The organism is Deinococcus gobiensis I-0 (assembly GCF_000252445.1).
Taxonomy (GTDB): Bacteria; Deinococcota; Deinococci; order Deinococcales; family Deinococcaceae; genus Deinococcus; species Deinococcus gobiensis.
In genome coordinates, this window is record NC_017805.1 from 362,467 (window position 1) to 386,136 (window position 23,670).

The 23,670-nt window shown below is 69.7% G+C and carries 22 protein-coding genes and 1 pseudogene; 13 read left to right on the plus strand and 10 right to left on the minus strand.

The annotated features are described in order from the left end of the window. Nucleotides 1–14: 14 nt before the first annotated feature. Nucleotides 15–923 (plus strand): N-acetylglucosamine kinase, encoded by a 909-nt coding sequence (locus DGO_RS16575; RefSeq protein WP_226991523.1) that lies wholly within the window; start codon nt 15–17, stop codon nt 921–923. Here the strand turns inward: DGO_RS16575 and DGO_RS16580 are convergent. Then, entirely contained in the window at nt 920–1,594 is a 675-nt protein-coding gene (locus tag DGO_RS16580; RefSeq protein ID WP_014695721.1) for an N-acetylmannosamine-6-phosphate 2-epimerase, read from the minus strand. The genes DGO_RS16575 and DGO_RS16580 overlap by 4 nt on opposite strands. Nucleotides 1,595–1,662: 68 nt before the next feature. Next, nucleotides 1,663–2,043, minus strand: a complete 381-nt coding sequence (locus DGO_RS16585; protein ID WP_043804203.1) for an ArsR/SmtB family transcription factor — start codon at nt 2,041–2,043, stop codon at nt 1,663–1,665. A gap of 128 nt (nt 2,044–2,171) precedes the next feature. Between DGO_RS16585 and DGO_RS16590 the strand changes: the two genes are divergently transcribed. The 5 genes from DGO_RS16590 to DGO_RS16610 all read left to right on the plus strand — a co-directional run bounded on the left by DGO_RS16590 (nt 2,172) and on the right by DGO_RS16610 (nt 6,087). Then, nucleotides 2,172–3,560: an NCS2 family permease gene (locus DGO_RS16590; protein WP_014695722.1), complete on the plus strand. Its 1,389-nt coding sequence runs from the start codon at nt 2,172–2,174 to the stop codon at nt 3,558–3,560. Between the two features lie 80 nt (nt 3,561–3,640). Then, the gene (locus DGO_RS16595) at nt 3,641–4,282 is read left to right on the plus strand and encodes a GNAT family N-acetyltransferase (protein WP_014695723.1); all 642 of its coding nucleotides are present in this window, start codon (nt 3,641–3,643) and stop codon (nt 4,280–4,282) included. A gap of 112 nt (nt 4,283–4,394) precedes the next feature. Beyond that, nucleotides 4,395–5,204 (plus strand): ParA family protein, encoded by an 810-nt coding sequence (locus DGO_RS16600; protein WP_043804204.1) that lies wholly within the window; start codon nt 4,395–4,397, stop codon nt 5,202–5,204. Further along, nucleotides 5,201–5,779: a ParB/RepB/Spo0J family partition protein gene (locus DGO_RS16605; protein WP_014695725.1), complete on the plus strand. Its 579-nt coding sequence runs from the start codon at nt 5,201–5,203 to the stop codon at nt 5,777–5,779. Before DGO_RS16600 ends, DGO_RS16605 begins: the two co-directional genes overlap by 4 nt. Nucleotides 5,780–5,781: 2 nt before the next feature. Beyond that, nucleotides 5,782–6,087 carry a hypothetical protein gene (locus DGO_RS16610; protein WP_014695726.1) on the plus strand — a complete coding sequence of 102 codons (306 nt, stop codon included), beginning with the start codon at nt 5,782–5,784 and terminating at the stop codon, nt 6,085–6,087. A gap of 382 nt (nt 6,088–6,469) precedes the next feature. On the opposite strand, the gene DGO_RS24415 is transcribed toward DGO_RS16610, so the two are convergent. Further along, a complete protein-coding gene (locus DGO_RS24415) occupies nt 6,470–6,817 on the minus strand; it encodes a hypothetical protein (RefSeq protein ID WP_226991545.1) in 348 nt (115 codons plus the stop codon). Here DGO_RS24415 and DGO_RS16615 point away from each other — a divergent pair. Both DGO_RS16615 and DGO_RS16620 read left to right on the plus strand, forming a co-directional pair. Further along, nucleotides 6,731–7,565 (plus strand): annotated as a pseudogene (locus tag DGO_RS16615) (sugar phosphate isomerase/epimerase family protein). The gene DGO_RS24415 and the pseudogene DGO_RS16615 overlap by 87 nt on opposite strands. Then, on the plus strand, nt 7,562–8,692 hold the full coding sequence (locus DGO_RS16620) for a Gfo/Idh/MocA family protein (RefSeq protein WP_014695730.1): 1,131 nt from the start codon (nt 7,562–7,564) through the stop codon (nt 8,690–8,692). The pseudogene DGO_RS16615 and the gene DGO_RS16620 overlap by 4 nt, the downstream one beginning before the upstream one ends. Nucleotides 8,693–9,234: 542 nt before the next feature. On the opposite strand, the gene DGO_RS16625 is transcribed toward DGO_RS16620, so the two are convergent. Further along, nucleotides 9,235–10,650: a replication initiator protein A gene (locus DGO_RS16625; protein ID WP_050920946.1), complete on the minus strand. Its 1,416-nt coding sequence runs from the start codon at nt 10,648–10,650 to the stop codon at nt 9,235–9,237. Between the two features lie 232 nt (nt 10,651–10,882). Here DGO_RS16625 and DGO_RS16630 point away from each other — a divergent pair, with 232 nt between their 5' ends. Genes DGO_RS16630 through guaD form a run of 4 tightly spaced genes read left to right on the plus strand, consistent with a single transcriptional unit; the run spans nt 10,883 to nt 16,844 of the window. Then, nucleotides 10,883–12,307, plus strand: coding sequence for a xanthine dehydrogenase small subunit (locus tag DGO_RS16630; protein WP_014695733.1), 1,425 nt, complete (start codon nt 10,883–10,885; stop codon nt 12,305–12,307). Then, entirely contained in the window at nt 12,304–14,691 is a 2,388-nt protein-coding gene (gene xdhB, locus DGO_RS16635) for a xanthine dehydrogenase molybdopterin binding subunit (protein WP_014695734.1), read from the plus strand. The genes DGO_RS16630 and xdhB overlap by 4 nt, the downstream gene beginning before the upstream one ends. Nucleotides 14,692–14,700: 9 nt before the next feature. Further along, nucleotides 14,701–15,522 carry a xanthine dehydrogenase accessory protein XdhC gene (gene xdhC, locus DGO_RS16640; protein WP_014695735.1) on the plus strand — a complete coding sequence of 274 codons (822 nt, stop codon included), beginning with the start codon at nt 14,701–14,703 and terminating at the stop codon, nt 15,520–15,522. After that, complete coding sequence (gene guaD / locus DGO_RS16645; protein ID WP_014695736.1) at nt 15,519–16,844, plus strand: guanine deaminase; 1,326 nt, start codon at nt 15,519–15,521, stop codon at nt 16,842–16,844. The genes xdhC and guaD overlap by 4 nt, the downstream gene beginning before the upstream one ends. On the opposite strand, the gene DGO_RS16650 is transcribed toward guaD, so the two are convergent. Further along, nucleotides 16,829–18,142: an MFS transporter gene (locus DGO_RS16650; protein WP_193352037.1), complete on the minus strand. Its 1,314-nt coding sequence runs from the start codon at nt 18,140–18,142 to the stop codon at nt 16,829–16,831. The genes guaD and DGO_RS16650 overlap by 16 nt on opposite strands. After that, complete coding sequence (locus tag DGO_RS16655) at nt 18,127–18,681, minus strand: TetR/AcrR family transcriptional regulator (protein WP_014695738.1); 555 nt, start codon at nt 18,679–18,681, stop codon at nt 18,127–18,129. The genes DGO_RS16650 and DGO_RS16655 overlap by 16 nt, the downstream gene beginning before the upstream one ends. A gap of 91 nt (nt 18,682–18,772) precedes the next feature. Here DGO_RS16655 and DGO_RS16660 point away from each other — a divergent pair, with 91 nt between their 5' ends. Next, the gene (locus DGO_RS16660) at nt 18,773–20,092 is read left to right on the plus strand and encodes an esterase-like activity of phytase family protein (RefSeq protein ID WP_014695739.1); all 1,320 of its coding nucleotides are present in this window, start codon (nt 18,773–18,775) and stop codon (nt 20,090–20,092) included. A 79-nt stretch (nt 20,093–20,171) separates the two neighbouring features. Here the strand turns inward: DGO_RS16660 and DGO_RS16665 are convergent, their stop codons facing one another. From DGO_RS16665 to DGO_RS16680, 4 genes are read right to left on the minus strand one after another with little or no spacing between them, the layout of a single operon-like run. Continuing rightward, nucleotides 20,172–20,945, minus strand: a complete 774-nt coding sequence (locus DGO_RS16665; RefSeq protein WP_014695740.1) for a MetQ/NlpA family ABC transporter substrate-binding protein — start codon at nt 20,943–20,945, stop codon at nt 20,172–20,174. A gap of 28 nt (nt 20,946–20,973) precedes the next feature. After that, nucleotides 20,974–21,759 (minus strand): MetQ/NlpA family ABC transporter substrate-binding protein, encoded by a 786-nt coding sequence (locus tag DGO_RS16670; protein WP_014695741.1) that lies wholly within the window; start codon nt 21,757–21,759, stop codon nt 20,974–20,976. A 40-nt stretch (nt 21,760–21,799) separates the two neighbouring features. After that, nucleotides 21,800–22,456, minus strand: a complete 657-nt coding sequence (locus DGO_RS16675) for a methionine ABC transporter permease (protein WP_014695742.1) — start codon at nt 22,454–22,456, stop codon at nt 21,800–21,802. After that, nucleotides 22,453–23,376, minus strand: a complete 924-nt coding sequence (locus DGO_RS16680) for a methionine ABC transporter ATP-binding protein (protein ID WP_014695743.1) — start codon at nt 23,374–23,376, stop codon at nt 22,453–22,455. The genes DGO_RS16675 and DGO_RS16680 overlap by 4 nt, the downstream gene beginning before the upstream one ends. Nucleotides 23,377–23,670: the final 294 nt, after the last annotated feature.

Below are 23,670 nucleotides of genomic sequence, written 5' to 3' on the forward strand. Positions count from 1 at the left end.
TGCCAAGACCGGCCGTGACCCTGTTCTCTTCTCCCCTGCTGCTCGGACTGGACGCCGGAGGCAGCGGTACCCAGTGGGCGCTGCGGCGCGCGGGGCACACCGTGGCTTCCGGGACCGCTCCGCCCCTCACGTCGGCGCTGCTGGACCTGGATGCCGGAGCCCTGGCCCTGGCCGAGCTGCGGTCGGCCCTCCCCGGGCGGCCTGACGCCGTCCATGCCGGCCTGCCGGGCCTGAGCGCCGGGTCGGACCGGGCCGATCAGGCCCGCACGCACCTCGCCGGTGTACTGGGCCTTCCCGCCGGGCAGGTGGGCGTCGAGGGCGACCTCGACCTCGCCTACCGCGCGCATCTGGCTCCCGGCGCGGGCGTCCTGGTCTACGCGGGCACCGGCAGCATCGCCTACCACGTTCCGGCACGGGGCGCGCCCCTGCGGGCCGGCGGGCGCGGCTACCGTATCGGAGACGACGGCGGCGGGGCCAGCCTGGGCCGTGAGGCCCTGCGTCACATGACCGACGCGCTGGACCGGGGCACGGTGCCCGCCGGCCCCCTGGCCAGCGAGGTCGCAGCCGTAACGGGCGGGCTGGACTGGGACACGCTGCGGGCTTTCGTGTACGGCCCCCCGGGCGCCTCGGCGCTGGCGCGGCTCGCCCCGGCCGTCGCGCGGGCCGCGCAGTCGGGCGACCCGGTGGCCCGGAACATCCAGGCGGAGGCGGCGCTCGCCCTGGCCGACCTCGCCCACCGGGTCCAGGCCCAGTTGGGGGCACAGGGCCACGGGCCGCTGCCGGTCGTGGCGACCGGCGGCGCGCTCAGGGCACCGGGGCTGGCCGACGAACTGCGGCGTGCCTGCCCCGGAGTGACGGTGCAGTGGCGCGACCATGCGGCGGCGGCGGCCGAGTATGCCGTCCGCCTCCTGCCGCCGCCCTAGCCCTTCAGCGCCTCGACGAACCAGCGCGTGATCACGTCGGGCCGCGTGATGGCCGACCCCACCACCACGAACTGGGCCCCGTACGCCAGTGCCCGCGCCGCGTCGGCCGGGGTGTTCAGGCGACCCTCGGCCACGAAGGGCAGACCCGCGCCGCGCAGGGCGTCCATCAGCGCCCAATCGGGCCCGCTCTGGCGCGGACTGTCCGGGGTGTAGCCGCTCAGCGTCGTCCCTACGAGGTCGGCCCCGGCGGCCAGGGCCGCGCGCGCCTCGGGCAACGTGCTGATGTCGGCCATGACCAGCGCCCCCGCCGCGCGCACCGCCGCGAACATTTCCGCCAGCGGTTCGGGACGGGGACGCAGCGTGCCGTCCAGGGCCACGATCTCGCAGCCCAGGCGCGCCAGCCGCACGCCCTCCTGCGCCGTCGGGGTGATGTACACGTCGGTGTCGGGGCGGGCCGTCTTGGTCAGGCCGATCAGGGGCAGGGGGCTGACCGCACGTACCGCCTCCACGTCCGCAAAGCCCTGGACCCGCAGCCCCGCCGCGCCTCCCTGTTCGGCGGCCCGTGCCAGCCGGGCAATGACCCCGGAATCGCGCAGCGGGCTGCCCTCGTCAGCCTGACAGGACACGACCAGGCAACCACGCAGGCGGTCCAGCACGTCCGGGCGCGTCATGGGCACACCTCGTGGGGCATAGGGGCAGCGGGAGTCATGCGGCCAGCATAGTGGCCCGCCGCGCCGGGCTACTCGCGGGCGTGCTCCAGCGTGCTGCCGATCAGGGTGGTGACGTGGGCGTCGAGCAGGCGGTAGTAGGCCACCCGGCCCTCCTTGCGGTAGGTCACGACCCGGCCCGCCCGCAGCAGCCGGAGCTGATGGCTCACGGCGCTCTCGCTGATTCCCACGACCGCCGCGAGATCGCACACGCACAGCTCGCCCGCGTTCAGGGCACTCAGCAGCTTGAGCCGGGTGGGATCGGCCACGAGCTTGAGCAGCGCGCTCGCCTGCTGCACGCACGCTTCGTCCGGCAGGGCCAGGCGCGCCGCCTGCACCGCTTCCGGGTGAATGCCGGGATCGTCGCAGACCCCTTCTTGAGAAACGGTTCTCACCCCCAGACCATAGCGCATGGCCGGGGTCACGCTGGGGCGCGGGGCATCCGCAGGTCGGGCGCGGGTCTTCGCGTAGGCTGGACCTCCGCCCAGTGGGAGGGGCCGGGCCGGGCCGCCTCCCTCGCCGCTTTCGAGGAGGAACGTCCATGTCTGCCCCCACCCCCCCGGTCTCCGCCCTGGACCGCTACTTCGGGTTGAGCCGCCTCGGCTCCACCGTGCCGCGCGAGCTGCGCGCCGGCCTGACCACCTTCCTGTCCATGAGCTACATCCTGTTCGTCAACCCGCAGGTGCTGTCCAGCGCCATCAAGGTGCCGAACGCCTCCCTGCAACTGCTCATGACCACCGCCATCGCCGCCGCCTTCGGCAGCCTGATCATGGGGCTGGTCGCCCGTTACCCCTTCGCGCAGGCCCCCGGCATGGGCCTGAACGCCTTTTTCGCCTACACGGTCGTGCAGGGTCTGGGCGTGCCGTGGCAGACCGCGCTGGGGGCCGTGTTCATCTCCGGCGTGCTGTTCGTCCTCCTGAGCGTCGTGGGGGCCCGGCAGGCCATCGTCCAGGCGATTCCCCGGTCGCTGAAGTTCGCCATCACGGCCGGAATCGGGGCCTTCCTGGCCTTCCTGGGCCTCAAGAACGCCGGGATCGTGGTCGGGAACCCCGCCACCCTGCTCGCCCTGGGCAACCTGACCCTCCCGCCCGTATGGCTGGCCCTCGCAGGGCTGGTCCTGACGGCGGTCCTGATGACCCGCCGGATCACGGGCGCCATCCTGTGGGGCATCCTGCTCGTGACGCTCCTGGGTATCGCGCTGCGCCTTCCCCTGTATGCCGGCGGGGCAGACGGAGCCCTGCAGGCTTTCCCCGGTTTCGGGGGCCAGTTCCTGGGCATCTTCGGTACGCCGGTCTGGCCCGGCGACCTGGTCGGGCAGCTCGATCTGGGCGGCGCGCTGGGCCTGGGCCTGCTGAGCGTGGTCTTCACGTTCTTCTTCGTGGACTTCTTCGACGCGACCGGCACCCTCACGGGCCTCTCGCAGCGGGCCGGCTTCCTGGACGAACGGGGCAACATGCCGCGTGCCCGGCGCCTGTTCGCGATGGACGGTCTGGCCGCCATGTTCGGAGCCTTCATGGGTACCTCGACCACCACGGCCTACGTAGAAAGCGCCTCGGGCATCGGCGAGGGCGGACGCACCGGCCTGACGGCCGTGACGGTGGGGGTGCTGTTCCTGCTGAGCATGTTCCTGTGGCCGCTGGCCGGAGCCATTCCCTCGGCCGCGACCGCGCCCGCCCTGATCCTGGTCGGGGCCCTGATGATGGACAGCGTGCGTCACATCGACTGGGACGACCTGAGCGACAGCGTGCCCGCCTTCCTGACCATCATCGCCATGCCCCTGACCTTCTCCATCGCCAACGGCGTGAGCCTGGGCGTCATCAGTTTCTGCGCGATCAAGCTCCTGAGCGGACGCGGCAAACAGGTCAGCCCGATCCTGTACGGCATCGGGGTCCTGCTGCTGGCCCGCTACATCTGGTTGTCGGAAGGGTAGCGCCCCACGGAGTTCACTGAAGCCGCCCGCATCCTGCCGGGCGGCTTTCTGCTGGTCGCCGCAGCAGGCACACTGGGGCCATGTCTGCCCAGGTCCTGTACCGCCCCGCCGAGCCGCGCGACGAGCGCCGGCTGGGGGAGATCGCCCACGCCACCGGATACTTCGGGGACCCGGCCACCCGCTTTTTTCCGGATCGGGCCCTGTTCGCCGACCTCTGGGTCCGCCCGTACCTGCACGGTGGGGGAGGGGCCTCCTTCGTGGCCGAACTGGACGGTGAGGTGCAGGGCTATGTCCTGGGCGCGCCTGATCCGGTCGCCTATCAGCGGGCGCTGATCCGGACGGTCACCCGCCACGTGCTCCCGCGACTGCTGACCGGACGCTACCTGCGTCCCTGGCCCGGTCTAGTCTATCTGCTGCGCGCGGCCGTGTTCTCGGGGCCACATGCCGACCCCGCCCAGTTTCCGGCCCACCTGCACCTCAACCTGATGCCGGGGGCGCGCGGCCAGGGGTTGAGCGGTCCCCTGCTCGAGCTGCACCTCGCCCGCCTGGCCGAGCTGGGGGTGCGGGGGGTCCAGCTCTCGACCACGCTGGAAAATACGGCGGCTCTCCGGACCTACCGTCGGCGCGGCTTCGTCGTCGCCGGAGCGCGGCGCACCGCCCTGTGGACCCCGTGGCTCGGGCGGCCCGCCGTTCAGGTGGTCCTGACCCGATCCGTAGCCTGAGACGCGTCCTTTCCGGTCATCCGGCACCCTGAGGCGGCGGAGGCTTGCATTACAGTGGCCGCATGCCAAAGTCAGTCGTCCATTCCTGTCCGGACCTGCGGCGGAGCGCGCCGTGAAGGTCATCAGCATCTACAACCAGGCCGGAGGTGCCGGCAAGACCACCGTCACCCGGGACCTCGGCTACGCCCTGACCCAGCTCGGATTTCGCGTCCTGCTCGTGGATCTCGACTCGCAGGCCAGTCTGACGCGCTGGCTCGGGCAGCTCGCTCCGGGCACAGACGGGAGCAAGCCCGCCGGCCTGCGGCTCGACCGCACGGTGTTTCCGGTCCTCACCGATCCCGACGCCGACCTCCCCGAGCCGCTCAACGCCTTCGGCATGGACCTCATTCCGGCCAACACCAAACTCAGTGTGGGAGACTCGGTCCTCTACGACGACCAGAACCGCATGGGCCAGCTGCGCGCGGCCATCCGCCGGGTCCAGGGCTACGACTTCGTCCTGATCGACGCGCCGCCCGGTCGCACCGCGATGGCCCTGGCCGGCGTGGCGGCCAGCGACCATCTCCTCATTCCGGTGAATGTCGCCAAAGCCCTCGACAACATCGACAACGTGGCCGAGGTCCTCACGACCGCGCGCCGCTTCTCGCCCACGCTCTCGGTGCTGGCGCTGGTCCCACACTCCTTCATGCGCAATACCCGCCACCACAAGGACGTGCTCCGGGGGATGCAGGAAGACCTCGCTGCCCTGGCCCCCACGACCACGCCGATCAGCCACAAGGACACGCTGTACGACGACGCGACCCTGTACCAGCAGCCCATCGCGGTGTATGCCCCGAGGAACTCGGCTCCCGAGGAATACCGCCGTCTGGCCGGTGAAGTGCTGGCGCTGCTGGGCATGCAGCCCGCCGCCGGGGCGACGTCATGAGCCGGGGTCCCCGTCCCAGCGCCGTGAAATTCGACGCGGGCCTGACGGTCGCCGGCCTGAGTGCGCCGACCGTCTTCAACGTCTCGCCCGACCAGATCCAGGTACGGCCCGACTTCAACCCGCGCGGGCAGCACACCCCGGTCGCCGACGCCTTCAGCGAGCCGGCGCTGCGGGCCCTGGGCGAAAGCATGCGCCGGGACGGCGTGCTGACCCCCCTGATCGTCTCCCAGGCCGCCGAGGGCACCTACTGGCTGATCGCGGGTGAACGGCGGCTGCGCGCGGCCCGGCTGGCGGGGCTGACCACCCTGCCCGTCATGCTCAAGACCGAACAGGACGCGGCGCGCCTCGCTCTGGTCGAAAACCTGCAACGCCAGAACCTCAACCCGGTGGACGAGACCTTCGGGTCTTCCGGCTGCTCTCCCTGGAAACGGGTCTGGCACCGAACGAGCTTCCGGCCGCTCTGCGGGCCGCCCTGCGCGAACCCGGGAAGGACCCTCACGACCTCGCCACCCGCCTGGAGAGCTACGGCGCGACCTCGCTCGAAGCCTGGGCCAGACACCGCCCCGCGTTTCTAAAGATGACGCCCAGCGAACTGGCGGCGGTGCGAGAGGGCCGCCTGCCCTGGCGTACCGCCGCCGAGCTGACCCGGCTGCCGGAGGGGGAGGACCGCACCGCCCTTCTGCGACAGGCAGAGGCCGACGACCTCTCGACGGCGCAGGTCGGGCGGCGGGTCCGGGAACTTCAGGGCAGCGACGCTTTCGCGCTGCGGGCCCGGCAACTTCTCTCCGAGATCAAGCCCGCTCGCCTGACAGCCCTCTCCCCAGAACGCCGTGAACAGGCCGAACGCCTGTTGACGGAACTGGCTGACCTCCTACGCTCCTGAGTTTTTCTGTCCACACACGAGGACACGTGTCCGCAAAAGGCAGAAAAAACGCTTCCTGGCAGAGCCAAAGCCACTTGAGGATAACCGAGGCTTGGGAAGAAGGATCTCTGAATTCTGTTGATACACAAGGACACGTGTCCATAAAATCTTATAAATAATTAGTTTGAAAACTTAAAATTTATCCTTATTATGCCTTAAGCTAATCAAATAAGAGGACTCTCCATTGTCTGGAGATTGTCTGGAGGCGTCGCATCCGCTTCCCAAGCTGGACCTCCTGACCCTTAATCTCCTGGGAAGGCCAGGAAGGCTCCTCCATCCTTCTCTCAAAGCTCCTAGTCCACTCGGTACATCGCTGAGCCTTGTAGGGCCGTTTTAGGCCCTTTCAGAGGCATCTGCTTTCCCCACCTCTTTCCCAATCCAGGAGGACCATGCCGGTCTCATTCAATTTCCTCACCGATGGAAGAGGCGCATGACCTGCCCCATCACCCTGTTTACCGGACAATGGGCCGATGTTCCCCTGGCCGAACTCGCACCCCTCGCCCGGCAGATGGGCTACGACGGCCTGGAACTGACTTGCTCGGACGATCATTTCGATATGCACGCCGCCCTGACGGACCCTGGATATGTCGAGCGTCAGCGGACCTTGCTTGCCGAGCATGACCTGCGCTGCTTCGCCGTCAGCAACCACCTTGGCGACCAAGTTGTCTGTAAGCCGATCGATACGCGCCACCGCCCCATCCTGCCGTCGGAATCTGGGAAGACGGCGGCAGGATGGCCTACGCCAGCGGGCCACCCAGGCCATGAAAGACACGGCCCACGCCGCCGCCCGCTTTGGAGTGAGAACCGTGACGGGATTTACCGGTTCGAGTGTCTGGCACAGCATCTGTACCTTCCCACCCACCGATCAGGCTTACTGGGACGCCGGCTTCGAGGACTTCCCCCGGCGCTGACTGCCGGTCCTAGATATTTTCGACGAGGTTAGCGTGAACTTCGCTCTGGAAATCCATCCGGCCGAAATCGCCTTCGATACGGTTTCGGCCGGGCGGGCCATTACAGCCATCAATCACTATCCCTGTTTCGGCTTCAACCACGATTCGGGCCACCTCGCCTATCAGGGCGTGGACCACACAGGATTCGTCCGCGCCTTTCCGAAGCGGATCTTCCGGGTCCATCTCAAGGCCGTATGGTAGGGACACGGCAACGGTGAAGTCGGCGTCTTCGGGGGCTATACCAGTTTCGGCGATGCCCGGCGGTTCTGGAACTTCCATTCTTTGGGACGCGGTGACGTGCGTTTCGAGGACGTGACCGTCGCCTTGAACGATATGGGATATGACGGGCCTTTGAGTATCAAGTGGGAGGATGCCCCCATGGACCAGTTACACGGCGCAGCCGAAAGTGCTGCCATTGCAAGAAAGCTCAATTTGCATGCATCGACTTTGGCTTTCGACGCCGCTTTTCAGAAGAGGAGAGAATCATGACTCGCAAACTGCGTTGGGGTCTCGTGGGCGGTGGAGTGGACGCATTCATCGGAGCTGTTCACCGACACGCCGCCGCTCTCGATGGCCAATACGACCTCGTGGCCGGTGCACTTTCGAGCACCCCCGAGAGGTCCCAAATATCCGGCCAGGTATTGGGCCTGCCCGAAGACCGCGTCTACAACTCCTGGGAACAGATGCTGGAGCGTGAGCGGATGCGGCCCGACCCGGTCGAGGTCGTCAGCATCGTTACCCCCAACCACATGCATTTCCCTGTGGCCCTCGCGGCCGTTCAGGCCGGCTTTCATGTCATCTGCGACAAACCCCTCGTGCATACCTCCGAGCAGGCCCGCGCACTGGAGGCGGCGGTCAGAGAGAGCGGCACCCTGTTTGCCGTCACCTACAACTACAGCGGCTATCCACTGATCCGCCAAGCCCGCGAAATGGTGCTGGCCGGAGCAATAGGCGAAGTGCGTAAGGTGCAGGTGGAGTACCACCAGGGTTGGCTGGCCCGTGAAGATCAGGGCAAACAGGCTGCGTGGCGCACCGATCCGGCGCTGAGCGGGCCTGCCGGCGCGCTCGGCGACATCGGCACCCACGCCGAGCAGTTGCTCAGCTACGTGACCGGACAGGACATCACGTCACTGAGTGCCGAGCTGACTTCGTTTGTTCCTGGGCGTGCGGTCGATGACGACGCCAACGTGCGCCTGCGCCTGAGTGGGGGGGCGAGGGGCCTGCTGACCTGCTCACAGGTGGAGATCGGCCGTGAAAACGATCTGCGGCTCTCGGTATTCGGAACACTGGGGAGCCTGGGCTGGTGTCAGGAAGATCCCAATGTCTTGATCTTCGACCGTCTGGATCAACCCCGCCAGATCCTGACCCGCGGAGGTCCTGGTCTCGGGCAGTCGGCTCAAGCGGCGACCCGACTGCCCGCTGGGCACCCTGAAGCGTTCGTCGAGGCGTTCGGAAACATCTACCGTGATTTTGCAGCACATGTACGCGCTCAGATCGCAGGAAAGGCCCACAGTCCTGCCTACCCGACCATTGCGGATGGTGTGCGCGGCGTGGAGTTCGTCGAGGCGGCCATAGAGAGTGCCAGCAGTGGCAGCTGGGTCAACCTGCCCCGCTGAGGGAACATGTCTGAAAAGCCCCTCACCAAGCCGGGGAGATTGGGGGCTTTTTCAGGTCTCGCCCTGATTGATGATTTTAATGATTTTAAAAGATGTTAAAAACATATGATGATCATCATCAGGGCGGCGAGAAAAACATCGATCAGGACGCAGTTTTTCGCCCCAATTCCCCAAAGAGACAAGCTCAAAAGGCCCCAATTCCCCAAAGAGACAAGCTCAAAAGGCCCCAATTCCCCAAAGAGACAAGCTCGAAGGGCCCCAATTCCCCAAAGAGACAAGCTCAATTCCCCAAAGAGACAAGCTGTCTCTTTGGGGAATTCCCCAAAGAGACAAGCTCGAAGGGCCCCAATTCCCCAAAGAGACAAGCTCAAAAGGCCCCAATTCCCCAAAGAGACAAGCTCGGTGGATTTTGGGGAAGAGAAGACGTTAAACACAGCGTTTTCAGGGTCAATTCCCCAAAGAGACAGGCTGAGGTGAGGAGAAAATTCCCCAAAGAGACAGGCTTCCCCAAAGAGACAGGTTCAGAGAAATGGTCTGGAAGATTAAACTTCGATCAGGACACGAAATTCTGCGGCGAGGTCCACCTGTGTCTTGTCGGCCAGGGCGCGAGTCAGGCGGCGGGAGAATTCCAGGCCGTCCAGTGTGCCGTTACCGACGAGGGTGGAGATGACCGCCATCTCCTCGGCACTGAGATGGTCTCCCATCATCATCTGGAGCAGGCTCAGCATGCGGCGCTCACGGGCCTCCGGGCGCATCTCACGCCATGCTTTCGCCTGTTGCGCTTCCCAGTCCTCGTCTCCTGCCGGAGCCTCTACCGTCTTGGTCACCGAGCGTGTCTTTTTGGGGAATTCCCTGGCAGGGCCGGACTCGGCAGCACTCTCGGAAGAGAAATATTCGGCGTACCGCTCGGGATTGCGGAACATGTCCACCAGAAGGCCCTGGCGGTTCTTGACGGGGGTACGCGCCTGCGACACCACGCGCCCGAAGGCCGCGACGGTGGCCTCGACCTGTGCGGCGTAGGCCTGCACGGTCTTGACGGCGTTGGGCGCGCTCAGGCCGTTGCGGGTGAGCAGCGCGACCAGTTCGGTGTTGGGCGGCGCGGCCACCTGCCCGAAGCGGTAGGTGATCTGCTGGCCTTCACCACGCCCGGTGTAGATCACCTCGACGAGGTAAGCCGTGTCGAGCAGTTCCTGATGGGCGGGCTCCAGCGCCCGGCGGATCTTGTCCAGTCGCCAGCCGTGCATGCCCAGGTGCTCGCCCCAGTTGCGGGTGGAGACCGTGTAGGCGTCGGTCGGCACCTTGCCCAGGGGCGCGCGCCGCTCTTCGAGGCTGCGGTACAGGGTCCGGACCATCGGCTGCGAGAGCTGGGAATAGAACTCCAGGTCCAGAGGGCGCAGGTGGCCGCTGCGCACGCTGCGGGTGATCGCCCGCGCGAGCTGGATTTCCAGAATGGTGTCGGCGCGCAGGGTCCCGATCTCCTCGGCGATTTCGGTGGCGTCCACCCTCGCGAACGAGCTGATGATGCTGAACTCCTCGCTGACCCACTGGTGCTGGCGGCCGTCGAACCACGACTCGGTGATGGCGAAGGTGCTGCCCTGGAGGCGGCGCAGGCCTTCCAGGACCTCGCTGTATTGCCGTCCCCCCACCGTCAGGCCCGCGAGCGTGAGCAGGCGGTAGGCCGAGAGCTGAATGACCCCCGCGTTGGGCAGGCCCTGTTCGACGAAGGCGTTGACCAGTCCGATGATGATGTCGTTGTCCAGGCCGTGCGGCACCACCGCGTCGGCCCGGGAGACGCATTTGACGTGGATGGCCCCCAGCGCGTCCACCGTGAGCTGTTTTTCCCAGGACTGGAGGGTGCTGGGAATGCGGTTCTGCGCCAGCGCCAGCGCCAGCCGGGCGATGTTGCGCTCGTCGTGGCCCTGAAGCTGCCGGGGTTCCTGCCGCGTGTTCTTGCCCACGCCCGGCAGTGTACGCGCCCCGGCTGCCCGCGCGCCGCGCCCGCCTGCCCAGGCAGCGCGGGGGGCTGCGCAGGCGCGGCGCGCTATGCTGGCGGAGCTGACAATCAGGCCGCTGTTCTGCATGGATAACCAGTGGCCCGCCTCTTTCCCTTCCGTGTGGCGTCAACCATGTGTTTCCGGGCCGGACGGCCTGGAACGCGGCGCGGGCCAGTGCTGGCGAGGAGAATGCGGTATGGAGAGCGTGAGCATCACGGTGAACGGAGAGCGGCGGGAAGCGCCGGGCGCGCGGCCCCACACCACGCTGCTGAACTGGTTGCGGGATCAGGGCCTGACCGGCTGCAAGGAAGGCTGCGCCGAGGGCGAGTGCGGGGCCTGCGCGGTGCTCGTCGCCCGCCCGGACGGCGAGGAGGGGACGCGCTGGGAGAGCGTGAACGCCTGCCTGGTGCTGCTGCCCGCCATGAGTGGGGGAGAGGTCGTGACCGCCGAGGGCCTGGGCACGCCGCAGCACCTGCACCCCGTGCAGCGCGAGCTGGCGGTGCGCGGCGGCAGCCAGTGCGGGTACTGCACGCCCGGCTTCGTGACGAGCATGGCGGCCGAGTACTACCGCCCTGGGCGCCAGAGTGGTGAGCACCGTGCCCCGAACGGCTTCGACATCCACGCCCTGAGCGGCAACCTGTGCCGCTGCACCGGCTACCGCCCGATTCAGGACGCCGCGCACGCCTTGGGCACGCCGCCGGAGGAGGACGTGCTGGCCGCGCGGCGTGCCCTGCCCGCCCCGGCCCTGCCTGCCCTGCACCTGTCCGGCCCCGGCGGCGACTTCCGGCGGCCCGGCACGCTCGAACAGGCGCTCGAGGTACTGGCCCAGTCGCCCGACGCCAAGGTGCTCGCGGGCGGTACCGACTGGGGGGTCGAGGTCAACCTGCGCCACGCCCGCGCGGGCCTGACGGTGGCCGTGGACGCCCTGCCCGAACTGCGCGAGCTGATCTGGTCGCCGGACAGTGTGGAGATCGGCGCGGGCCTGAACCTCAGCGAGATCGAGCGCCGGCTCGCGGGCCGCGTGCCGCTGCTGGCCGAGTGGTTTCCGCAGTTCGCCAGCCGCCTCATTCGCAACAGCGCGACCCTGGGGGGCAACCTGGGCACCGCGTCGCCCATCGGGGACAGCCCGCCCGTGCTGCTGGCGCTGAACGCCTCGCTGCGGCTGGCGTCACGGGGGGGCGAGCGCGAAGTGCCGCTGGCCGACTATTTCACCGGCTACCGGCAGACCGTGCGCCGCCCCGGCGAACTCATCCGCAGCGTGAAGATTCCGCTGCCGCTCGCGCCGGTTGCCGCCTTCCACAAGATCGCCAAGCGCCGTTTCGACGACATCTCCAGCGTGGCGGTGGCCTTCGCGCTGGACCTGGACGGGGACGTGGTGCGCGAGGTGCGCATCGGCCTGGGCGGCGTCGCGGCCACGCCGCTGCGGGCCCGCGCCACCGAAGAGGCCCTGACCGGCCAGCCCTGGACCGAGGCGACCGTGCGCGCCGCCGCCCGCACCTTGCGCGGCGAGGGCACGCCGCTGGACGACCACCGCGCCTCGGCGGCCTACCGCGCGGCGATGCTGGAACAGGCGCTCCTGAAGTTCTATTTCGCGGGGCAGGAACAGGGGGTGGGCGCATGAGCAGCCTGCACGAACGGCCCACGCACGGCGCGGTGGGCGAGGCCATCCCGCACGAGAGCGCCGCGCTGCATGTCACCGGGCAGGCGCTGTACACCGACGACCTGGGGGGCCGTCTGGGCGGCCTGCTACACGCCTGGCCGGTGCAGGCCCCGCATGCCCACGCCCGGATTCTGGCGATGGAGACGGCCCCCGCCCTCACGATTCCCGGCGTCATACGGGTCCTGACGGCCGCCGACGTGCCCGGCGAGAACGACTCGGGGGTCAAGCACGACGAGCCGCTGTTTCCCTCGGAAGTCATGTTCTACGGGCAGGCGGTCGCCTGGGTGCTGGCCGACACGCTCGACGCCGCCCGCCTGGGCGCGCAGGCCGTACGGATCGAGTACGGCCCGCTGCCGGCCCTCCTGACGCTGACCGAGGCGATAGAGGCCGGGTCCTTCCAGGGCAACGCCTCCACCCTGCGCCGGGGCGACGTGGGGCAGGGCTTCGCGGAGGCGGCGCACGTCTTCGAGGGCGAGTTCGAGTTCGGCGGCCAGGAGCACTTCTATCTGGAGACGAACGTGGCGCTCGCGCAGGTGGACGAGGCCGGGCAGGTCTTCGTGCAGAGCAGCACCCAGCACCCCACCGAGACGCAGGAGATCGTGGCGCACGTGCTGGGGCTCTCCTCGAACGCCGTGACCGTGCAGTGCCTGCGCATGGGCGGCGGCTTCGGTGGCAAGGAGATGCAGCCGCACGGCTTCGCGGCGGTGGCGGCGCTGGGGGCGACCCTCACCGGGCGGCCCGTCCGGCTGAGATTGAACCGCACCCAGGACCTCACCCTGACCGGCAAGCGCCACCCCTTCCACGCCGTCTGGAAGGTGGGCTTCGGCGAGGACGGCAAGCTGCGCGCCCTCCAGGCCACCCTGACCAGCGACGGCGGCTGGAGCCTGGACCTCTCCGAGCCGGTGCTGGCGCGGGCGCTGTGTCATGTGGACAACGCCTACTACCTGCCGCACGTCGAGGTGCACGGCCGCGTCGCCAGGACGAACAAGACCTCCCAGACGGCCTTCCGGGGCTTCGGGGGACCGCAGGGGATGCTGGTCATCGAGGACATCCTGGGCCGCTGCGCGCCGCTGCTGGGTCTGGAGGCCCACGAGCTGCGGCGGCTGAACTTCTACCAGGAGGGCGAGGCCACGCCCTACGGCCAGCCGGTGCGCCACGCCGGGCGCATCGCCGAGGTGTGGGACACGCTGCTGGAGCGCTCGGATTTCGCGGCCCGCCACGCCGAGATCCGGGCCTTCAACGCCGCGCACCCGCACCGCAAGCGGGGGCTGGCGGTCACGCCGGTCAAGTTCGGGATTTCCTTCAACTTCACGTCCTACAACCAGGCGGGCGCGCTCGTCCACGTCTACAAGGACGGCTCGGTGCTCATCAACCACGGCGGCACCGAGATGGGCCAGGGCCTGCACACCAAGATGCTCCAGGTGGCCGCGACCGCGCTCGGCGTGCCGCTGGCCTGCGTGCGCCTCGCGCCCACGCGTACCGACAAGGTGCCCAACACCTCGGCCACGGCGGCGAGCAGCGGGGCCGACCTCAACGGCGGCGCGGTCAAGGACGCCTGCGACCAGATCAAGACCCGGCTCGCCGAGGTCGCCGCCGGGTCGCTGGGCACGCGCTCGGTGAAGGTCGGCGCGCTGGGGGTCCACCCGGACGACGTGCGCTTCGAGAACGGGCGGGTGTTCCCGGTCGGGCATCCCGAACTCGGCATGGACTTCCGCGAGGTCGTCCACGACGCCTACCACCTGCGCACGCAGCTATGGGCGGCGGGTTTCTACCGCACGCCGGGCCTGCACTGGGACCGCGTGAACCTGCGCGGTGAGCCCTTCAAGTACTTCTCCTACGGCGCGTCGGTCAGCGAGGTCGAGGTGGACGGCTTCACGGGCGCCTACACCCTGCGCCGCGCGGACCTGCTGCACGACGTGGGCGACAGCCTCTCGCCCCTGATCGACCTCGGGCAGGTCGAGGGCGGCTTCGTGCAGGGCGCGGGCTGGCTGACCCTCGAAGACCTGCGCTGGGATACCTCCGACGGGCCGAACCGGGGCCGCCTCGCCACCCAGGCCGCGAGCACCTACAAGCTGCCGAGCTTCTCGGAGATGCCCGAGGTATTCAACGTGGCGCTGCTGGAACGCGCCACCGAAACCGGCGTGGTGTACGGCTCCAAGGCGGTCGGCGAGCCGCCCCTGATGCTGGCGATCAGTGTGCGCGAGGCGCTGCGGCAGGCGGCGGCGGCCTTCGGGCCGGATGGGCGCGCTCAGCTGCTCGCCAGCCCCGCCACCCCCGAGGCGGTGTACTGGGCACTGGAGACGGCGCGCACGGCGGCCCGGACGGCCGTGGCGGCCGATGACTGAGTTGGGCGTATGACCACCTGGCTCACGGGCCTCGACACCCTGCGCGCCCGCAACGCGCCGGGCGTCCTCGTCACGCTGGTGGGCGTGCGCGGCCACGCCCCGCGTGAGGCGGGGGCCAAGATGGTCGTCGGCGCGCAGGACTGCTGGGACAGCGTCGGCGGCGGCAACCTGGAGGCGACGGCCGTCGCCCGTGCCCGCGCCCTGATCGCCGCCGGGGTGAGCACGCCCGAACTCCTGACCCTGCGCCTGACCGACCGTGCGTCCAATGAACACGGGCGGCAGTGCTGCGGCGGCGAGGTCACGCTGCTGCTCGACCCGCTGCCCACCCGGCGGCCGACCGTCGCCGTCTTCGGGGTCGGGCATGTGGGGCTGGAGGTCGCGCTGCTGCTCTCGCGCCACCCGCTGCACCTGCACCTCGCCGACTCGCGCGCCGCGCAGCTCGCCCCGGAACGCCTCGCGCCCCTGGGTGGGGGAGAGGCGCACCTTCATGTCCACCACGTCCCCATTCCCGAGCTGGCGCTGGCCGAGCTGCCCGCCGGCGCGCACGTCCTGATCCTCACGCACGACCACGCCGAGGACGCCGCCCTGTGCGACGCCGCGCTGCGCCGCCCCGACCTCGGCTTCATCGGATTGATCGGGTCGAGCGCCAAGTGGGCGCGCTTTCAGGAGCAGCTCCGGCGCGAGGGGCACACCGACGCCGACCTCGCCCGCATCACCACCCCCATCGGCCTGCCGGGGCTACGCGGCAAGGCTCCGGCGGTCATCGCCCTGAGCGTGGCCGCGCAACTTCTCGAACGGTTCCAGACCGAACAGGCCTTCCAAACGACATGACACAGACTTTCCAGACTTCTGCCGACCCCGTCCTCTACCGCGCCACCTTCATGCATACGCCGCGCAGCCCCTTCGCCGATGCGGAGGCCCTGCACGCCGAGGACGACGGCGGCCTGCTCGTCGCGGGCGGCACCATCCTCGCCAGCGGTCCCTGGGCCGAGGTGCGCGCCCAGGCCCCCGAGGCGCCCGTCACCGACCTGCGCGGCGGCCTGCTGCTGCCCGGTTTCGTGGACACCCACGTCCACTACCCGCAGGTGCGCGTGGTGGGCGGCCTGGGGATGCCGCTGCTCGACTGGCTGGACCGCAACGCGCTGCCCGAGGAGGCCCGCCTGGCCGACGAGGGGTACGCCCGCGCGGTCGCCCGCGAGTTCCTGGGCGCGCTGGCGATGAACGGCACGACCACCGCTCTCGTGTTCGGGGCGCACTATGCCGGGGCCATGCACGCCTTTTTCGAGGAGGCGGCCACGTCAGGCCTGCGCACCGTCGCCGGGCTGGTCGTGGGCGACCGGCTGCTGCGGCCCGAGCTGCACACCACCCCCGAGCGTGCCTACGCCGAGGGCCGTACCCTGATCGAGCGCTGGCACGGCCGGGGGCGCGCGCTGTACGCCGTGACGCCGCGCTTTAGCCTCTCGGCCAGCGAGGGCCTGCTCGACGCCTGCGGGGCGCTGCTGCGGGAATTTGAGGGTGTACGCTTCACCAGCCACATCAACGAGAACGTGACCGAGGTCGAGGTGGTCCGGGGCCTGTTCCCGGAGGCGCGCGACTACCTCGACACCTACGAGCGTGCCGGGCTGGTCGGGCGGCGCAGCGTGCTGGCGCACAACGTCTGGCCGTCGGACCGCGAACTCGGCGCGATGGCCGAGCACCGCTGCTCGGCGGCGCACTGCCCGTGCAGCAATTCGGCGCTGGGCAGCGGCTTCTTCCCGCTGCGGCGGCACCTCGCGGCGGGCGTCCACGTCTCGCTGGGCAGCGACGTGGGCGGCGGCACCGGCTTCTCGCTGCTCAAGGAGGGTGTGCAGGCCTACTTCATGCAGCAGCTCATGGGCGCGGACGGCGTGGCCCTGACCCCGGCCCACCTGCTGTACCTCGCCACCCGGGCAGGGGCCGAGGCGCTGGACCTCGGGGACCTGACGGGCGACTTCAGCGCCGGGCGGCAGTTCGACGCCGTGCACCTCTCGCCGCCGCCCGGCACGCCGCTCGCCGCCGTGTACGCCCACGCCGAGGGACCGGGGCGCCTGCTCGCGGCCACCTTCGCCAGCGGTACCCAGGGCGACGTGGCGCGCGTGTGGGTGGGCGGCGACGAGGTCTACGCGCGGGGCTGAGCCGTCTCCTCCCGGCGTGCAGGTGCGGCGGGCGCGCCGTCGAGTTGCCGGATGGCGGGTGAGAGAAAGCCCAGCAGGGCGGCCCCGCCCCCCAGGATCCCCAGCGCCACGAACAGCCAGCGCACCCCGAGCACCTCGCCCAGCGGCGTCGCCAGCGCCAGTCCGATGGGCGCGGCGAGGCCGGTGACGGTGTTCATCAGCGACAGGACCCGGCCCTGCAGGTGCGCGGGGATGGTCGTCTGGAGCAGCGCCGTCAGGGGACCGTTGCCCAGGACGTAGGTCAGGCCGCTCAGGACCCACCAGCCCACCGCCAGCCCGAACAGGCCGCGCGGAGCCAGCGCCGTGAGGGCCAGGGTCAGGCAGGAGGCCGCGAAGCCTGCCAGGACCCAGGGCACCTGCCGCCGGGGCGCGGCCGCCGCGAGGACCAGCCCGCCCGCGATCATGCCCAGGCCAGACAGGCCTTCCATCAGGGCGACCTGCCCGGCCCCGCCCCCGAAATGCTGCTTGACCAGCAGGGGCACGAGCGTGAAGGACGGCGCGATGATGAGCACGACGCCGCCCATCAGCCCGAACAGCCGCCGCAGCCCCGGCTGGTGCCACACCAGTCCCACGCCTTCGCGGAATTCGGCCCACAGACCGCCGCCCTCGTCCGTAGGCGCGCGCCGGGGCTGCGGAACCCGGTAGAGCAGCAGCGGCACGATGCCCAGCAGCGCCGTCGCCACGTCGATGCCCAGCGCCCAGCCGATGGGCATGATGCCGATGGCCAGGGCACCCAGGGGGGCGGCGGCCACCGTCATCAACCCCTGAAGGGTCTGGTTCAGCCCGGCGGCGCGCGGCAGGAAGGTGGCCGGCACGAGCATCGCGGTGCTCGCGGCGGCGGCGGGCGACTGGAAGGCCTGCATGGCGCTGCGGACGAACATCATGGTGTAGGCGTGCCACAGTTCGACCTGGCCGGTCAGGAACAGGGCGATCAAAACCACCATGCACAGGGCGCTGACCGCGTCCGCGCCGATCATCAGGGCGCGGCGGCTGTAGCGGTCGGCCAGCGTGCCGCCCAGCGGGCTCAGGAGCGCCTGGGGCAGCAGCGCCGCGAGGCCCGCCGTCGCCAGCGCGGCCACGCTGCCGGTCGTGTCGGTGATCCACCACAGCAGCACGAACTGCGTGAGGGCCGACCCTATCAGCGACGACGCCTGCCCGCCGAAGATGGCCCAGAACCGGGGCTGCCAGCCGGGGCCAGGGTCCGGATGGCCGGGGCCCGCAGACAGGGAAGGGGGGGCGGTGTTCAGGGCCGGGTCCACGCGATCAGCTCCTCTTTCAGGGCGGCGAGCCGGGCGGCGTCGAGGTCGGGAATGCCCACCTGCCGGCCGAGCCACAGGCCGTCGCAGGCCAGGCGCACCGCGTGGGCGCGTCCCGCAGGCAGGCCGTCGGCCTCGGCGTCACGCAGCACGAAGGCCTGCATCTCCTGCAAGGAGGCGAGCTGCTCGGGCAGCGCGCCCAGGGGGGCCAGCGCGGCGCTCAGGGCCGGTTCGTCCACGTCGGGCCGGAAACAGACTTCGATATAGGCGCGCAGCCACGCGCCGGGCTGGGGGCCGCGCTGCGCGGTCTCGGCGCCGTGGACCGCCGCGAGCTCGCGCTGGAAGTCCTCGACCAGCGCGTGGGCCAGCGCCGCCAGCAACCGCTCCTTGGTGGGGTAGTGGTGCAGCAGTCCGCCCTTGCTGATTCCGGCCTCGCGGGCCACGGCGTCGAGAGAGAGGGTCGCGCCCTGACGCCGCAACACCTGCCGGGCGGCGGCGAGCAGGGCGGCGCGGGTCAGTTCGGGATGAGCGGAACGGGCCATTGCTCCAGTTTACCGACCGTCTGGACGGTTTGCAAAACGGTCATGGGAGGTGGAGACAGCAGGCTGACAGAAGGTCCTTAATCTGCTCCTCATGTTCAGAGTGCTGCCTGCCCTGCTTGTCCTGAGTGCCGCCCTGCTCGCCGCCTGTGACCGCACGCCGACCGGCAGCAGCCCCTATCCGGGCGGACCGACGGCCGACGGCAAGGTGAAGCTGCTGGCCGAGGCGAGCCTGCCCGCGACCAGCCTGAGCGCGATGGGCTACACGGCCGCGCAGCTCGGCCAGGCCCAGGCCAACGGCCTGCGCAGCACCACCCTCCCGGCCATCGGCAGCGGCCTGCTGGCGCTGCCCAGCGGCGAGTTCGTGGGCATCACCGACCGGGGACCCAACGAGGACCACCTCGACGCCTCGGGCAAGGCCGACGGCAAGATTTTCCCGCTGCCCGACTTCAGCCCCACGCTGGTGCGCTTCCGGGTCGAGGGCAACGCCATCGTGCCGCAGGCCTACACCAGGCTGACCGGCAGCCAGGGCCAGGGCATCACCGGCCTGACCAACCTCTCGGGCGAGGAACTGCCCTTCGCGTCGCAGGCCAGCACCTCGCCGTTGGCCTTCAACCAGAGCGGCATGGATACCGAGGCCATCGCGCGTTTCCCGGATGGACGCTTCATCACGGTGGAGGAGACCTCCCCCTCGGTCGCCATTCTGAGTGCGTCGGGGCAGGTGCTCGTGCGCTACACCCCGGTCAGCAAGACGCTGCCGAACGCGGGTTATCCCGTGAAGAACGTCCTGCCCGACGTTTTGACCCAGCGCCGGGTCAACCGGGGTTTCGAGAGCGTGAGCCTGAGCGACGACGGCAAGTCGGCGTGGGTGACGCTGCAAAGCCCCATGGGCGACGCCAAGGCCGACGCCTACAAGGGCAGCCGCGTGCTGCGCACCCTGAAGCTCGACGTGTCCGATCCCTTGAACGCCAGGGTCGTGGGCGAATACCTGACGCTGGGCAGCGCCATCTCGGATTACCCGGCGGGCGGCAAGCAGGCCGACCTGAAGGTGAGCGACACCACCTGGATTTCGGGCGACAAGCTGCTGCTGCTGGAGCGGGCGGGAGGGCTGGTGCAGCTGTTCGTCGAGGACTTCAGCGGCGCGACCAACGTGCTGGGCCACGCCGACGAGGGCAAGCTGACCTTCGAGAACACGGCCACGAACCTCGGCGCGCTGGGCATCAAGACGAGCGCCCGTACCCTCGTCTTCAAGTCCACCGACGCGGGCATCACCGACGACAAGCTCGAAGGCGTGACCCTGCTGTCGCCCTCGACCGTCGCCCTGTCGAACGACAACGATTTCGGCATCGGGGACAACAAGACGGGCGCACCCAGCAAGCTCTGGATCGTGCAGCTCGGCCAGCGCCTGCGCTGAGGGGGACCGTACGCAGGTGGCCCGGCACGTTCTCTGGCGGGCGGGCGGTGCGTCGGCCGGCCCGCCTACCCGCCCCGGGTCAGAACGCCGGAACGACCGCGCCCGAGTACTTCTTGAGGATGAAGGCCTTGACCTCGGGGCTCTGCAGGGCCTTGACCAGCTTCAGGTAGTCGGGGTTCTTGAGGGTGGCGGGTTTGGCCGCGAGCAGGTTGGCGTAGGGGCTGCGCTTGTCTTCGAGCAGCAGCGCGTCCTTGAGGGGGTTCAGGCCCGCGTCCAGCGCGTAGTTGGTGTTGATGACGGCGGCGTCCACGTCGCCCAGGGCGCGCGGCAGCTGGGCGGCTTCCAGTTCGCGGAAGCGCAGGCGCTTGACGTTGGCCGTGATGTCCAGCACGGTGGCGCTCACGCCGACGCCGGCCTTCAGGCGGATCAGCCCCGCGCGCTCCAGCAGTTTCAGGGCGCGGCCGCTGTTGCTGGGGTCGTTGGGGATGGCGATGGTCGCGCTCGCCTTGAGATCGCTCAACTTCTGCGCGCGGCGGCTGTAGACCCCGATGGGCTCGACATGCACCTTGGCGCCGGCCACGATGCCCAGCGGGCGGTCTTTCTGGAACGAGTTCAGGTAGGGCAGATGCTGGAAGAAGTTCACGTCAATGCTGCCGTCGGCCAGTGCGAGGTTGGGCTGCACGTAGTCCGAGAATTCCCGGATCACGAGGTTCACGCCCTGCTTGGCGAGGGTCGGCTTGACGAATTCGAGAATTTCGGCGTGCGGCACCGGGCTGGCTCCCACACGCAGGGTCCCGGCGGAAGCGGAGGCGGTGAGGGTCAGGGCGGCGATCAGGAACAGGTGCTTGGTCATGGTAGGAACTCCTGGGAAACGGGCGGATTCAGAATGCCGGAACGATGCTGCCGCCGTACTTCTTGAGCAGCCAGGCCTTCGCCTCGGGGCTAGTGAGGGCCTGGGCGAGTTTCTGCAGGTCGGGGTTGTTCAGCTTGTCTCTGGTGGTGGCGAGGATATTGACGTAGGCGCTGTTCTTGCCCTCGCGGAAGATCGCGTCGCGCGTGGGGTTCAGGCCGACTTCCAGCGCGTAGTTGGTGTTGACGATGGCGGCGTCCACATCGGCCAGCGAGCGCGGCAGCTGGGCGGCCTCCAGCTCGCGGAAGCGCAGGTTCCTGACGTTGCTCACGATGTCGGTGACGTTGGCCCGCGCGCCCACGCCGGCCTTCAGGCGGATCAGGCCCGCGCGTTCGAGCAGCAGCAGCGCCCGCGCGCCGTTGCTGGGATCGTTGGGGATGGCGACGGTCGCGCCCTTTTTCAGCGCCGTGACCTCGGTGACGCGCTTGCTGTACAGGCCCAGCGGCGGCAGGTAGACCTTGCGCACGGGCACGATGTTCAGCGGGCGGTTCTGCTGGAAGGCGTCGAGGTACGGCTGGTGCTGGAACAGGTTGGCGTCGAGGCTGCCCTCACCGAGCGCGACGTTGGGCTGCACGTAGTCCGAGAACTCCCGGACGACCAGGGTCACGCCCTGTTTGGCGAGCGCGGGCCGGACGAATTCGAGAAGTTCACCGGCCGGGACGGGGGTCGCGCCGACGCGCAGCGTGCCCGCCGAGGCCGAGGCGGTGAGGGTCAACAGCAGGGCGCCGAGAAAGCGCAGGGAAGACGTCGTGGACATGGAGACTCCTGAGGATCGTGAAACTGAGAGGGCGCCGGGTCTAGCGGTGGTCGGCGCGCGTGGCGGCGCGGTCGCCCACCCACTGCACGCCCTGGACGAGCACCAGAAGGGCGACGACGGTGGCGACCATCACGCCGGTCTCGAAGCGCTGATACCCGTAGCGGATGGCGAGGTCTCCCAGGCCGCCGCCGCCGATGGCTCCGGCCATCGCGCTGTAGCCGATCAGGCTGATGAGCATGACGGTGAAGCCGTGGATCAGGGCCGGGCGCGCCTCGGGCAGCAGCACCTTGAAGACCGTCTGGGCGGTGGTCGCGCCCACCACGCGCGCGGCCTCGATCACGCCGCCGGGCACGTCGCGCAGCGCGCCGTCGACGAGCCGCGCCACGAAGGGAATCGCCGCGATGGTCAGGGGCACGGTGGCGGCCACCGAGCCGATGCTGGTCCCGGTGATCAGGCGCGTCAGGGGAATGAGCAGCACGAGCAGGATGATGAAGGGCAGGCTGCGCCCCACGTTGACCAGCACGTCGAGCACGCGGTACGTGGCCGCCTGGGGCCGCAGGCCGCCGGGGCGCGTGAGGGTCAGGACCGTGCCCAGCGCCGTGCCGACGACCTGCGCGATGAGCGCCGAGGGCAGCACCATGCCCAGCGTTTCCAGGGTGGCCTGCCACAGCAGCGGCCACATCGCCTCCCAGGTCATGCGCCCACCCCATGCAGGGCCGGCTGCGGCGCGGCTTCCCGCACGGCCAGCCACACGTCCACGCCCTGCGGGTGGGTCTCGGCGCGCACGATCCGCGCGCCCTGCCGGGCCAGATCGGCCAGCGCCGCGCCGTCCAGGGCGCTCAGGGTCAGGTGCCGCAGCGTCTCGCCGCCGCGCAGGGCGTCGTCCGGCCGGTGGGCGTCGAGCAGGGCGCGGGTCACGGCGTGCTGCGGGCGGCGCAGGACCTCGCCCGTCTCGCCCGACTCGACCAGGTGGCCCCCGTCGAGCACGGCCACGTGGGTCGTCACCGCGCGGATCACTTCCAGCTGGTGGGTCACGAGGACGAGCGTGAGGTCGCGCTCCTGCTGAATCCGGCGCAGCAGGTCCAGAATCCCGGCGCTCGTCTCGGGGTCCAGGGCGCTGGTCGCCTCGTCGGCCAGCAGCAGCGCCGGCTCCGTGACCAGCGCGCGGGCGATGCCGACCCGCTGTTTTTGCCCGCCCGAGAGCTGGGCCGGATACCGTTCCCCCAGGCCGCCCAGGCCCACGAGGTCCAGCAGCTCGCGCGCCCGGCGTTCGCGCAGGGGCCGGGGCGCGCCGCGCAGTTCCAGCGGCAGCGTGACGTTGCCCAGCACCGTGCGCTGCGCGAGCAGGTTGAAATGCTGGAACACCAGGCCCGTGCGTTCCTGCAGGCGGCGGCGGGTCGCGGGCGTGAGCTGCTCGCCCTGGAGGCGCAGCTCGCCGCTGTCGGGCGTTTCCAGGCCGCTGATCAGCCGGACGAGCGTGCTTTTGCCCGCGCCGCTGCGCCCGATGATGCCGGTGCGGCTGCCGCGCGGCACCTGGAGAGAGAGGTCGTGCAGGGCGGCCTGGGCCTGCCCCGCGTAGCGTTTGCCGACGTGGCTGAATTCCAGCGCGGTAGACATGAGACGTGTGCTCCGGACGGTCGAAGTCGGAGGATCACCGCACGAAAAAGGCGGTCCCCTTCCTGGGCGAAGTGCGTCGGGAAGGGGACGGGCGAGGCGCGCGTCTGTTGGAACCTGCGAGGAGGAACACCCTTCCTTTACCCGATCTGCGGCCCTGGTCATCGTTGAGACCGCAGGTCTGGACAGTGAGCACCCGCCGTGATGAGGGCTGGTTGCTGCGGCGGTCCACGGGGTCCAGGCCCCTCGCGCCGACTCTGGATAAAGGCGACCCCGTCGTGGGGTCAGGGGGCAAGG